Source organism: Pleurocapsa sp. PCC 7319 (genome assembly GCF_000332195.1).
In the GTDB taxonomy this organism is placed as follows: Bacteria; Cyanobacteriota; Cyanobacteriia; order Cyanobacteriales; family Xenococcaceae; genus Waterburya.
In genome coordinates this window covers 3,295,063-3,307,384 of sequence record NZ_KB235922.1, presented here as the reverse complement: position 1 = coordinate 3,307,384, position 12,322 = coordinate 3,295,063, and the positions used below count along the sequence as shown (strand labels likewise).

The following is a 12,322-nucleotide window of genomic DNA, read 5'->3' as shown; positions in this document are numbered from 1 at the left end:
GGCTCACCAATTATCTTGATATTCAGATTCATAATTTTGTGGCACTTGCTTTAGCTGGAGTCAAATCCAGAAACTACCAAAAAACTCAAACCCCTCACGATAACAAGGATTTACCGTTCCCAGATGTTGCTAAAGATATTATTCGTTCTTTGACTGGTTGGGAATATATTTTAGATGCCTTATCTCTCTAGCTACTTTCGAGAATTGGTATTAGATTGGTAAAAGACGAGTTCGATAGAGCCAATTTTTTATAGCCTTTAAAGGCTAAACCTAAACTGCCAATAATCAATAAGCCAAAATCAGATGACAAAGAGATTTGAGCGTTACTTTGTAAAGCATTCCTTTCTTGAACCAATGTAAGAGCGCAAACTGGCAAGGTAACAAATGTTCTTAAAGTAATAAATGAAGCTAATTGAGCTATGGTTAAGTAATTTGCTCGTAAAAGCTTTTAAAGTTTTATTTTTCATGATGATTAATTGGTAATGATAGATTATATTGATAAAGCCAGTCTGAAAAAGCTTTTTGACCAATTTTGGCTTGTTCTGGTACTATTCCAAATGATCTATTAAAAAACCGTTTTGGTCTTATGAAAGGATTGAACATTTGAGCAGCAGAAAACAGCGTACGATATTGCACAATAGTTGTACGCTCAATGCGATTTTTTTCGTAATATCCTAAAGCCTCTTCCAGATTGCCATAATTAGATAAACAAGCCGACAATACCCACGCATCTTCAAACGTGGTGTTAGTGCCTTGTCCAAGATGTGGACCCATATAATGGGCAGCATCTCCCACTAGAGTTATCCTGTTGTTACTCCATTTGGGCAAGATCAGGGGATTGCCAACTGGTCTTTCAACGACGATATTAGCATCCGTTAGGTCAATAATTTCTTGTACTACAGGATGCCATTTTGCCAGTTCTTGAATAGCTCGTTCTTTTACTTCCTTGGCATTCTTAGATCGATGACTTGTTTCAGAAAGCATCTCCAATGACCAGGAAATATGTCCATCCCCATTATCCAGAAGCAAAAAGATCTTTCCTCTATTGGCAAAAACGGTTGCTTGATGAGGGGGCAACAAACGATGCTGATATTTCAGCACCCCGCGCCAGGTCATCCAACCACTATAGGTCGGTTTTTCAACCCCAAACAACTGTTTGCGAACAGCAGAGCGAATACCGTCTGCACCAATAAGTAGATCGACGGTTGTAGCTTCGTCATTTTCAAAGCGAAGCGTGACGCTCTGGTGGTTTTGTTCAAAGGCAATTAGTCGATGATTGAGATGAAGGTTGTCGGGGGGCAGTTGGGATCTCAGAATTTCCTGTAGGCAGAACCAGCGAACCGCCATAAACGGTTGATCGTATTCGTCGCCCGTCATGCTTTGGGTAATGAGAGTCCATCCTCTTTTGGAGGTTCTGACTTTGAATTGTTTAATTTGAGAACCTTGCCGTTTGAGTTGCTCAACCACATCTGGAGCGATCGCTGCTAAACTTCTTAATCCGTTAGGAGACAGGGTAAGTCCTGCACCAATGGGTTTAAATTCTCTGGCTTGATCGTAAATGTGGACTTCAATACCTTGTTTTTTGAGGGCGATAGCTGTGGCTAATCCAGCAGGTCCCGCCCCGATGATGCCGACTTTTTTGAGGCAGGTTTGGGAGTTCTTAAAGTTGGTATCTATTTGTTCACTCTCAGATGGTGTATTGAGGTTCATTAGTTCTGTCATTGAAAAGCGGAGTCATCATGTCTGATTCTTTGAAAAGAGGCATTATTCTAGAAATATTACCTTAGTTCTAGAAATGGTTTTGAGGTCGATACAACACTTGAATGTTAGGGGTCGTCGCCATACCACGAGATGTTTTCAGTAGCCGAGAGTGTCAATTGATAATCAACGAAGTCGTTTAAAGGTTGCAAAAGTCGATCGATAATGGGGTCATCAGACCTGAGTCTTCCCTCGTTAGTAACTTGACATTTGTTCCACCATTGTAAATCGGTTTGAGAGAGTGATTTCAATAAACTGAGGTAAGGTGTCTTGTGATGATTGCTACCTCGATCATTTGAGGGGAAGTAGTCAAGCTTTTTCATTGCCGAACAGCAGATTCGTACATAGGAAATAGCTTTTAGGTAAAGAGGAATATCTGGAGCCAAAAGTTTCTGCCTAGCAAAAGTGAGTTGGTAAAGAACTGTATGGTTGTTCATCAACATAAAATTGCTCTCCGATTAGATTTGAGTCGAAGTTTTTGTGAGTAATTGGGCTTTTTCTTTTTTCTCAGGTTTTCTATTGTTCGTATAGAGATTAAACAAAGGTAAAAGCAGGATCGTCAAGGCTTAAATCGGCAGTAACATTTTTGATCACAGCAATTAATTCCGAACCCGAAGCAATCCCTGAATCGTAGATTAATTGGGCATCCAAACTACCTGCACTATTAGGAAGGAAATCTAAACTATATTGCTCTGCAAAACCAAATAATTGAATACTATCTTCTGGAGCATTAAAATCGGTAATAAGGGCAAAATCACTATCTCCAAAGGAATTGATATCTCCATCATCATAAAAAACACCAGTTTCAATACCTAAAACAAAAGTATCGACACCTGAGCCACCAGTTAAAGTATCATTTTCATTACTACCTAACTCATTGCTATTGATATCTATACCAATTAGTCTGTCATCTCCGCGATCGCCATTAAGAATATCGTTGCCCTTATCACCAACTAGAGTATCGTTATCGTTACCTCCAGTTAGAGTATCTAATCCATCTCCTCCTATTAGCCTATCCCTGCCATCATTACCTAAGAGAATATCATCTCCACCATTAGCAACAAGTCGATCGTTGCCCTTCCCGCCATCTAAAAAATCATTGCTCTCAGCACTAATGAGTAAATCGTTACCTTCTTCACCAAACAGAGCATCTTCTCCCCCATTGCCGAAAATAGCATCATCACCTGTATTGCCAAAGATAGAGTTTACCCGATCGGTACCATTAAGTAAATCATCATTGACAGTACCATTGATAACAGTATCAGCATCAACAATAACTGAAGTGGCAATACTATTGTCTGAGTCTATGGTGTAGCCATCTCTTGGCAAAAGCGTTAGAGAAAAAATTTCATTGCCCTCAACTCGATTGTCTTCAACAGCAGCAAAACCAAAGTTAGCTTGAGTCGCGCCTTCTGTAATAGTAAATCGAGTGATTAATTGTCCATTTTCTACAACTAGTTCAGCATTATCAATATTTTGAACTAGGTCAGGAACACCCGTAACATCTCCTGTGTCATTGTCTGGATCGATCAAGAGAGCATCAACTACTAATCCGCCAGGAGGTGCAGGTTCACTCAAGTTAAAACTAAGGCTTTGAAATTCTCCTCCTTCAATTAAAAAATTAGGTTCCAGGTCGATACTAACGACAGGAACAGTATCCGCATCAATAATAGTGGAAGTGACAGTATTATTATCTGGGTCGATCGTATAACCATCTCTTGGCAGAAGCTCAAGAGAAAAACCTTCCGTTCCCTCAACAACACCATCTTTGATCGCAGCAAAATCTAGACTAGCTTGAGTTGCTCCCTCTTCTATAATAAATCGAGCGATCGCCTGACCATTTTCTACCACTTCTTCCGCATCAATTAAATTTTGCGCTTGCTCGAAAACGGGTATGGTATCTGTTTCGGTGTCAGAATCGATAATTAGAGTGTCAACTATCAATCCGCCAGGAGGTGCGGGTTCACTCAAATTAAAAATGACAGTTTGAGCATCTCCACCCTCTATTATTAGAGTAGGTTCGAGATCGATGCTGACGACAGGAAATGGTTGTATATCAATGGCTTGGTTCAAAGGCTGAAATAGGTTAGTAACATCTTTACCATTAACGTCAATAGCTCTGAGTACAGTAATGCCTAAGTCTGGCTGACCATCATTTTTTAGATCGGCAACAGCAGCATACTCTCCCTCAATGATAATTTCGATGGTATCGGGTGCTGCCCCAGGAAGACCGCTGAGGGTAAAAATTTGGGAAGCAAAATTGTCCCCCATGGACTCTTCCACGATGTTGACATCGGGTAAAAGAGCTATCCCATCATCAGTTCTAGCAATTGCTATGGGCAGGAGTTCGGTGATGTCGATATCTCCTTGAAGTTCTAAGAATAGTAAATTATTATCCAGACCAGAAGTATCTAACTCGAAGCTCACACTAAACTTTTCGTCAGGATTAACTTGTAGGTCAGCAATAGAGTCGTTATCTAATTGTGAACCAGTAGGGGAAAAAGATAAAGATGCCATGTTGTTTAAATATCCTATAGAAGATGACTTGATTTCAATTGATGAGTTTATGCGCGATCGCTTTGACTTCGGTAGCGACTATCAAAGAGGACTTGAGTACTGCATAAAACTTCAAACATTTGCTTGTAATTATTTTGAATAATAAAGAAACGGCTACGCCGTAGCTATTAGCTCTTAGCTCTTAGCTTCAATCAAATAGAGTCTTAAACTCTACCTGATTGTCGACGACCTAAGAGGTCGGAGTCTTAAACTCAATTACGCTTTTAGCAGTCAAACCAAGGCTAAAAGCTAAAGGCTAAAGGCTAAAAGCTTTAAGATAAACAGCATTTGTTAGTATTATGCAGAGAGTTTTCGATTAATAACTCTCTTTTCTCAGAGTGGGTCAAAAGAGAGTTTTACTAGGGGAAAAATTCAGGTATTTTTTCAGGTAACGTGAGTTCGGAGTTCGGAGTCCTAAAGGATACACCTGCGGATAACCGACAGGGAATGCTAAAGCACATTGTACCCTTGTGGTATACCGCTTCGAGACCGAAGGGAATCCTTTAGGGCATATCCTTTAGGGCATATTCGGAGTTATAATTTTTGTCTCAAATTATGAGCGATTAGGCACGAAATAATCAGGATTTCAGCGATCCTAAAACTGATTAATGTTAATGAATTCCTAAAGTTTTAGCTTTGTCGAACTCACGTTTAATAAGATCAGAACCATTCGTGCCAATGACATTTTCATAAACTTTCCAGTTACCTTGATAAACTCTGGTTGGATCACTGCTGGAATTCGCTCTAGAACTTGTCCAAAAATCACTAGAGTTTCCATTCTGATAATATGAGCCATTCATATAGTAGGATTCGGTCTCTTTGTGAATGACTATCTCACCATAACCTTTGAGAAAATAATAATCGCTTTTTGAAGTATAAATTTGCTCTAATGCCATTGTTCTTTTTCCTTTATTGATTCCACTATCGCGAAAATACTCGGCAGAAAAAATCCCGTTTTGTTCAGGAAAGTTCAGCTGTTTTGGCAGAAAAGTTCAGTAGAGCAAAAAGTTTCTAGGTGTATTCGGAATTGCGGGTTTTCTCGGTTCAGATTGGGAGGAGAAAAAGATCAAAGATTTGATGAACAAGATGAACTCTTTTCTAGCAGAATCATAAGCCAGATTACTCCAGCATTCAAGAATTAAAAGAGATTAAATCTCTTAATTCCACGCAATTAACTATATTTAAGCCAATCAAACCCCAAATACCCCAAAAAATGACCACTGCCAACTTCAACGAGCCAAAAACACCACCACGACAACCCAAAGATTCAGGGCTATTTCATTCTAAAAATTTCCAAAATGCGCTCAAGACCATACTTACATTTTCGTTCTGCTTGAGCCATATTAGAAAATCCAGCATCTCGATATAAATTTAGGGCTAAATTTCTCGCGATCGCCATGATTTGAGGTAATGGAGTGGTACGAATTCTCGATTTATCTTCACCTTGAGTTACATCTCTTACATAGTGAACTTTGTTCTCAACTCCCCAATAACTACGAATTCTTTGGTAAAACTGAAATGCTGTTTCTTTTAAGTCAGAAATATAATATCTGTTATTAAATTCTATTTTAGATTTCGTTTTACGTTCAGATTCAACCTTAATAATTGTTTTGACTGCTAACCAATCCGTCAGATGAAGACTGATTCGAGCGATACTTACTCTTCGTTTTTCAATCCGTCCATGTCCTGAATTGATCTGTTCAAAACTGTCTTCTGGGATAAAATGCCATTGAATAGTTGGAAAAAGCTGAGGCTGATTACCTTTGACTGCTGCTAAGTAATGATTCCCACTCTTGACAATTGTTTTTACTGTTTTTTTGGGTGTTCATGGCATCAAATGCCACTACGACACCTTTTAGTGCTAAAGCTTCGATTAACTGCGGTACCGCCTTAATTTCGTTACTCTTATTCTCGACTTCCTGCGGTCTTAAAATTAATCCTCTTTCGACCAAGTAAGCACTAACCAACGTTATCGCTTGATGTGGCTCACAGTTAGGATTGTCTTCCGATAACAAGTATGAGCCTCTCAAGACTTTGCCATCGACAGCTAAAGTTTCCCCTTCTCTGGGAGTAATCTCCAAAAAACGAGCTAATCTAGATGAATACTCTTCATAATCTAGACCCAGCAAGGCTCTTCTAATGGTACTGTAGGATGGCAACCGCTCTACGCCAAACAGTTCCTTTAACTGTCTGCTATAAGACGAGAGCCAATCTCCTATCGCCAGAAACCCTTGATTTCCCGCAGCCACCGCCAAGATAAACAAAGCTAAACACAATTTTAGTGAATGTCTTTTTCCTTGTTTTCTTCTACAGTCTGGCATTCCCTCAAAGACATCTAGAAGTGCGATTTGATTCATTTATTCAATTCGATTCTAACTTAACATGGTTATCCTACCATTTAGAATGAAATAGCCCTGAAAATTATCCTGGCGTTAGCTATCAAGATATTTATAATGCCAATCGCGACATACTTAATAGTCCTCACAAAATCTATCCAGGTCAACAATTAGATATTCCTTCTTCCTCACAACATACAGCTATAACTCCTTCTATTCATGAAGATGAACCTAGTGCAATGGAAGTAGATTATAACTGCGACGGTTACACAGATGAATATTATGTAGACTCTAATGGTGATGGTTACGTAGACACCGCCTATGTCGATTCAAATGGCGATGGTTATGTAGATACAATGTATGCAGATGTGGACTATAATGGTTCGGTTGACATGGTTGTTAATGCTTAAAGCGATCGCCAAATAATTCGAATTTAATCCAACAAGAAATAAAGCCATACTCAATTATTTTGCAAGGTAATTGAGTATGGCTTATTATATTCATATGATTTCAAGCGCAATGCTAAGATAAATAGATTAAAAGCAAGCAAATAGCATTTATTCTACTCAACAGTCACACTTTTCGCTAAATTACGAGGCTGGTCTACATCTAGCCCTTTAATCGCTGCAATATGATAAGACAACATTTGTAAGGGAATAACTGAGAGTACAGGAGAAATCAATTCATCTACCTCTGGTACAGTCAACATATCATCAAAAGTATGGGCTGCTTCAGTAGCATTCATGGCGGTAGTGACACCAATTAAACGAGCATCTCTAGCTTTGGCTTCTTGAGCGTTAGAAATCACTTTGTCATATACACTCCCAGGCATAGCGACAGCGACTACTGGTACTTTATTATCTAGTAATGCAATCGGTCCGTGTTTCATTTCACCTGCGGGATAGGCTTCTGCATGGATATAAGAGATTTCTTTGAGTTTTAACGCACCTTCAAGGGCAATGGGAAAGTTGATGCCTCTGCCAATAAAAATAAAGTCTTCGGTTTCGGCTGTAAAATCATGAGCTAATTCTTCAATATATTCTGCTTGGGTATCGAGAATAGTTTCAATCTGACTGGGGATATGACGCAAGCCTTCAATTATTTCGCCAATTCTGCTATTGGATATTGTTTTTTGACGAAAGGCTAAATCTAAAGAGAGGAAATAAAAACCCATCACCTGAGCTACAAAAGTTTTAGTAGCTGCAACACCAATTTCGATACCTGCTTGAGTATCAATAATGCGATCGCATATTTGAGCAATAGAACTTTCTGCTCGATTAGTTACAGCTAGTAATTTTGCCTGGAATTTAGGTTCTAAATCTGCTCGTCTAGCTCTTTCTGATTCTAAGGCGGCAATGGTATCTGCAGTTTCTCCAGATTGGGTCACACCAATAGTAAGAGTGTTGGGAATTATGGGTTTAGGGGAGTAACGAAACTCAGAGGCATAATCGACGGTAGTGGGAATACCTGAGACTTGTTCTAAGAGGTATTTACCAACTAATGCAGCGTGCCAACTTGTACCACAAGCTAATATTTGAATATGTTTTAAATCATCAGTTAGATTGGGAGTTAAACCAATATTTACAGGACTATAATCAGGATTTTCATCTGCGTGCCAGTTGGGATTGATGTAAGTATCTAAACACGTTCTAACTACCGCAGGTTGCTCGTAAATTTCTTTGAGCATATAGTGACGGAAACCCTGTTTTTCTGTTTGTACGGGATTCCAATCTAGGGTGCGGGGGAAGCGAGAAATACGCTCGCCAGCAAAGTTATAAATTTCTACTCCCAGTGGGGTAAGTCTGGCTATCTCACCATTTTCTAGATTGAGAATGGTCCGGGTGTAAGGCAAAACTGCTGTAATGTCCGAGGCACAGAAAAATTCTCCCTGTCCGAAACCTAAAATCAATGGTGCTTGTTGACGTGCCACAATCAACTCAAAAGGATTATTGGCATCGACAATGGCGATCGCAAATGCTCCTTCTAATCTGGCGATCGCTTTTTGAACAGCTTCTAACAAAGAACTAGAATTTGCCAGAAATATAGAAATTATATGAGGAATAACTTCAGTATCGGTTTCAGAGCGAAATTCAATTCCTTTGCTGATTAATTCTGATTTTAATTCTAAATAATTTTCAATGATGCCGTTTTGCACTACGGCAAGACTCATATCTGCATTTAAATGGGGATGGGCATTATGCTCTTCAGGTTTGCCATGAGTTGCCCAGCGGGTATGTCCAATCCCAATTTGAGATTTATTTTCTGTTTGTTCTAGTTTTTCTCTTAAGTTGAATAGTTTTCCTTTGGCCTTAACACAGTTAATTTTGTCTGCTTCGACCGTGGCTACTCCCGCAGAGTCGTAACCACGATACTCTAATCTTTCTAAACCAGCAATTAAAATATCTGTAGCTGCTTGAGTACCGATGTATCCGACAATTCCACACATATTAAAAGTTTTTATAAAGTTATTAATCGACTCCAGTTTAGATCAGATTAATCAAAATGAGTTTAGAAATTATCTGTTTCTGGTCTTACTCCAGATCCTGGCTGAGCCAAAAATAAGTTACCAGCAGCATCATTTTGATAAACGCAGTCAATTTTGGGATTGCCCTCTAAAGTACCAATAAAGCCAAAGGTGTTCATTCTTCTCTTACAATCTCGCACCTGTTCAGAATTAACTAGTTTTTTTTGTTCCAGAACAGCCCAATTGGTACGGCGTAGCACGCATCCTGGCTGCATACGGGGTTGGGTCAAATAGACGCTGAAAGGAGTCAAAGTTAAAAATACCCGCATATCGGTAACGATCGCACTGGCTCCAAACTGTTGACAAATTTCAGGATTGGGGGCTTTGCGGTCAATTTGCAGGCTAGAATCGATTGTGGTGGGATTAGAACTAGTAGTTAAATTCAAAGCCAACCCGACCACTACACCTACTACAAAAACACTGGCTAAAATCGCTGCTTTAGCGACATTTATCGGACTATCCTTGGGTGGAATAGGATTACTTTGACGATAACTCGGAGGATCATAACGATTGTAATTATCTCTATTTCTACTGTCTCTATTTCTACTGTCTCTATTTCTGCGGGTCATAAAAGTATTACAGATTACTGATTATTGATAATATTGTCAAGTAAAATCAAATGTCTACATACATCTTAAAAGTTTTGATTCGTGAAATTAAAATCTCAGAACGACATCAACACGAAAAAAAGTGCTAAATATGCTGTACCAAAGTTTAAAACTATTTTAGAAGACACCTTAACTGTATTTGATGGGGAATGGCTAGATTTGCGGGCTAGAGGAGTTCAAATCGCTGCTATAGGGTTATTTTCTCCCTTGATATATATTTATACTTTTGGCTTGGGTTTAGGTAGTACGATTGATAATTTCATCAAACCCACTGCAGGGGTAAATTACTTGCAATTCATCTTGCCTGGAATGGTAGCTCTCTCCTCGATGACCATTAGCTTTGGTGGTACAACCTTTTCTATTTGTGGGAATCGCCTTTTGATTAAAAAGTTTGAAGAACTATTATTACCAGTACATCCCTTAGCTTTGCATCTGGGTAAAATGCTGGCGGGAATTCTGCGGGGAGTAATGACTGCTATTTCGGTCATCTTAGTAGCGATCTTGTTCACGGGGAAAATCAGTAGCTTTCTCAATCCCTTATTCTTGATTATACTAATCCTGAATTGTGCTGTCTTTGCCGGATTAGGAGTAATTATTGGTTTAAGAGTTAAATCCCTGGAAAACGTTAGCTTATATAACAACTTTCTAATTGTTCCCATGTCCTTTTTAGGGGGAACTTTTTTTGACCCATCTAATTTACCGGCTACTTTAAAAGTAGTAGTTCACTGTTTACCTTTAACTTACACTAGTATTGGGCTGCGTTCTGCAGCTTATTTGCCTTTATCAGATTTTCCCTGGTATTGTATCGCGATCTTATTAATCTTGGCGATCGCCCTTTCCGCTGCTGGAACTTATCAATTTAGTTTACCCATCAAAGAGATTAAAACACTAAGTAATTAGGGTATGTCCTCTTTCCACCCCAATAAAGACACTTCCTAGTTTCAGTAATAAGTTAAATTTTAAGGATGAATAGAGCCATCAGGTAGAGTTGCACCGGTTAATTTAACCGCAGTAAGTTTAACCATTATTTTATTTTGAAAGCCAACTTTAGCCCCACTTAAATCTGCCTCACTTAAGTCGGCCCCACTTAAATCTGCGCCAATTAAATTAGCTTCCTTAAGATTAGCTTTTTTTAGGTTGGCCTGAAGTAAATTCGCCCCTTTGAGGTTAGCCCCTTGGAGATTTGCTTCTTCTAAAACAATTTTGTGCAAGAAAGTATCGCTCAAGTCGGCATAGGATAAATCTGCTTGGGATAAATCTCTACCCGAAAAATCTCTTTCCTTAAAATTAGATCTACTTAAATTTGCTCCTCTTAAATCTTTATAGTATGGTCTTTTATAGTTACTTTCAACTTGACGATTTGAACCATAATTTTTGCTTGATTCGCGAAAATCTTGATATCCATCCGTCCCACTAGAGTTACTATTTCTGGAATTACTTGATGTGGAGTAGTATGCTCGATAGTCCCAAGGTTTAGCTTGTTCGCGACTTGGGGTTTGCTGATAGTTAGGTCGGGAATAAGTCTTTTTACTCCTTTGACGATAGGTTTCGCTGGTACGCTGAGTTGTATTTCTCTTGGAGTATGTTTCTCGATTACCTGCACTATTGCCATCGCTGTAATACGATCTAGTAGAATAGGGCTTAGGAGTAGTTGGGCGATTAATCTTAGTTTTCTTATGGGTACGATGGTAAGAACGCAAAGAATCCCGCGCCTCATTGATCTGTTGAATCTTGGCAACAGATTTTTTAACTAATCTCTCATTTTCTTGCGGAACACGGTCAGGATGCCAAATAAACACCAAGTCTTTATAAGCTTGATTAACTTCTTCGAGAGATGCGCCTGGTTCTAATCCCAAGACCTTATAGTGTTGTTCTAGGTTTTGAATCACTATGGCAATCCTTCCTTAACTGCTACCTAAGTTTTACTTAAACTGTTTAGCCGTGATAGTGCCTAAATTTACTAATTAACTATAATTTTAGAATAGTTGTTTCCAGAGCTGATCGCTATAATAACTGATTATTATTATAAGTATTAATATATTTTATGTAAGCTTCCAATTCGATTTGTAAACTAATCTGTAATTACCACTTAATATAAATAGCAATTTGAGTAATCAAAAAGTCATCTTCTCCTAATTGACACAAGCTCACCACTAGTCTTAGCAAAGTATCTAAAACTTGTTGAGGTTAGTCAATAAATAACAATGATTCGGGAAAATGAAGCAGCGATAGCTCCATAATCACAAAAGCTTGAGTAATTAGGATGAGATTTAATTAGTTTTTGGTTGAATTTCAAGAAATTAAACGAACGTTGATACTGTTGGCGATAAGCTTGCTCATTAAGATAGCTATATCGAATGAGAAAGTAAAACTTGCTCGACCGCAACTGTTCAACAGAGTTTAAAACAAAGTCACCAGAAATTTTTGTTGAGGTTGTGTCTAATCCCCTACTGAATTTAGTAGAGTTAGTATAATTGTGGTAACTCTATCTATTGTTGTTAATTTTTCAACAGTTTTAACTTACTTGATGCTACCGGCAA

General features: G+C 38.6%; 11 protein-coding genes and 2 pseudogenes. 5 read left to right on the top strand and 8 right to left on the bottom strand.

Going from position 1 to position 12,322, the window contains the following annotated elements; translation table 11 throughout:
* Positions 1-38: 38 nt before the first annotated feature.
* Positions 39-191, top strand: coding sequence for a hypothetical protein (locus tag PLEUR7319_RS40185; protein ID WP_019506820.1), 153 nt, complete (start codon positions 39-41; stop codon positions 189-191).
* Between the two features lie 265 nt (positions 192-456).
* On the opposite strand, the gene PLEUR7319_RS0119025 is transcribed toward PLEUR7319_RS40185, so the two are convergent.
* From PLEUR7319_RS0119025 to PLEUR7319_RS40815, 3 genes are all read right to left on the bottom strand, one after another.
* Complete coding sequence (locus tag PLEUR7319_RS0119025; RefSeq protein WP_019506818.1) at positions 457-1,722, bottom strand: NAD(P)/FAD-dependent oxidoreductase; 1,266 nt, start codon at positions 1,720-1,722, stop codon at positions 457-459.
* Positions 1,723-1,826: 104 nt separating this feature from the next.
* Positions 1,827-2,201: a hypothetical protein gene (locus PLEUR7319_RS0119020; RefSeq protein WP_019506817.1), complete on the bottom strand. Its 375-nt coding sequence runs from the start codon at positions 2,199-2,201 to the stop codon at positions 1,827-1,829.
* Positions 2,202-2,292: 91 nt separating this feature from the next.
* A complete protein-coding gene (locus PLEUR7319_RS40815; RefSeq protein ID WP_019506816.1) occupies positions 2,293-4,275 on the bottom strand; it encodes a calcium-binding protein in 1,983 nt (660 codons plus the stop codon).
* Between PLEUR7319_RS40815 and PLEUR7319_RS41380 the strand changes: the two genes are divergently transcribed.
* A complete protein-coding gene (locus PLEUR7319_RS41380) occupies positions 4,274-4,417 on the top strand; it encodes a hypothetical protein (protein ID WP_019506815.1) in 144 nt (47 codons plus the stop codon). The two genes, PLEUR7319_RS40815 and PLEUR7319_RS41380, sit on opposite strands and share 2 nt — an antisense overlap.
* A gap of 508 nt (positions 4,418-4,925) precedes the next feature.
* Here PLEUR7319_RS41380 and PLEUR7319_RS0119005 read toward each other — a convergent pair.
* Together PLEUR7319_RS0119005 and PLEUR7319_RS43595 are read right to left on the bottom strand one after the other, a co-directional pair.
* Positions 4,926-5,210: a hypothetical protein gene (locus PLEUR7319_RS0119005; RefSeq protein WP_019506814.1), complete on the bottom strand. Its 285-nt coding sequence runs from the start codon at positions 5,208-5,210 to the stop codon at positions 4,926-4,928.
* A 377-nt stretch (positions 5,211-5,587) separates the two neighbouring features.
* Positions 5,588-6,635, bottom strand: a pseudogene (locus tag PLEUR7319_RS43595) (ISAs1 family transposase).
* Positions 6,636-6,754: 119 nt separating this feature from the next.
* Between PLEUR7319_RS43595 and PLEUR7319_RS43590 the strand changes: the two are divergent.
* Together PLEUR7319_RS43590 and PLEUR7319_RS42775 are read left to right on the top strand one after the other, a co-directional pair.
* Positions 6,755-6,820: pseudogene (locus tag PLEUR7319_RS43590) on the top strand (hypothetical protein); the annotation flags it as partial.
* Positions 6,821-6,889: 69 nt separating this feature from the next.
* A complete protein-coding gene (locus PLEUR7319_RS42775) occupies positions 6,890-7,060 on the top strand; it encodes a hypothetical protein (RefSeq protein ID WP_019506813.1) in 171 nt (56 codons plus the stop codon).
* Positions 7,061-7,212: 152 nt separating this feature from the next.
* Here the strand turns inward: PLEUR7319_RS42775 and glmS are convergent, their stop codons facing one another.
* Positions 7,213-9,096 carry a glutamine--fructose-6-phosphate transaminase (isomerizing) gene (glmS, locus tag PLEUR7319_RS0118985; protein WP_019506812.1) on the bottom strand — a complete coding sequence of 628 codons (1,884 nt, stop codon included), beginning with the start codon at positions 9,094-9,096 and terminating at the stop codon, positions 7,213-7,215.
* Positions 9,097-9,158: 62 nt separating this feature from the next.
* A complete protein-coding gene (locus PLEUR7319_RS0118980) occupies positions 9,159-9,743 on the bottom strand; it encodes a DUF3172 domain-containing protein (RefSeq protein WP_019506811.1) in 585 nt (194 codons plus the stop codon).
* 105 nt (positions 9,744-9,848) lie between these two features.
* On the opposite strand from PLEUR7319_RS0118980, the gene PLEUR7319_RS0118975 reads away from it, so the two are divergent.
* On the top strand, positions 9,849-10,682 hold the full coding sequence (locus PLEUR7319_RS0118975) for an ABC transporter permease (protein WP_051044554.1): 834 nt from the start codon (positions 9,849-9,851) through the stop codon (positions 10,680-10,682).
* 59 nt (positions 10,683-10,741) lie between these two features.
* On the opposite strand, the gene PLEUR7319_RS0118970 is transcribed toward PLEUR7319_RS0118975, so the two are convergent.
* Complete coding sequence (locus PLEUR7319_RS0118970; protein WP_371265399.1) at positions 10,742-11,638, bottom strand: pentapeptide repeat-containing protein; 897 nt, start codon at positions 11,636-11,638, stop codon at positions 10,742-10,744.
* Between the last annotated feature and the right edge of the window lie 684 nt (positions 11,639-12,322).

Bases quoted from the DNA above. Each gene is read 5' to 3' on its own strand.
- PLEUR7319_RS0119025 (WP_019506818.1), bottom strand. From the start codon at position 1,722: ATGACAGAACTAATGAACCTCAATACACCATCTGAGAGTGAACAAATA.
- PLEUR7319_RS0119020 (WP_019506817.1), bottom strand. From the start codon at position 2,201: ATGTTGATGAACAACCATACAGTTCTTTACCAACTCACTTTTGCTAGG.
- PLEUR7319_RS41380 (WP_019506815.1), top strand. From the start codon at position 4,274: ATGTTGTTTAAATATCCTATAGAAGATGACTTGATTTCAATTGATGAG.
- PLEUR7319_RS40815 (WP_019506816.1), bottom strand. From the start codon at position 4,275: ATGGCATCTTTATCTTTTTCCCCTACTGGTTCACAATTAGATAACGAC.
- PLEUR7319_RS0119005 (WP_019506814.1), bottom strand. From the start codon at position 5,210: ATGGCATTAGAGCAAATTTATACTTCAAAAAGCGATTATTATTTTCTC.
- PLEUR7319_RS42775 (WP_019506813.1), top strand. From the start codon at position 6,890: ATGGAAGTAGATTATAACTGCGACGGTTACACAGATGAATATTATGTA.
- glmS (WP_019506812.1), bottom strand. From the start codon at position 9,096: ATGTGTGGAATTGTCGGATACATCGGTACTCAAGCAGCTACAGATATT.
- PLEUR7319_RS0118980 (WP_019506811.1), bottom strand. From the start codon at position 9,743: ATGACCCGCAGAAATAGAGACAGTAGAAATAGAGACAGTAGAAATAGA.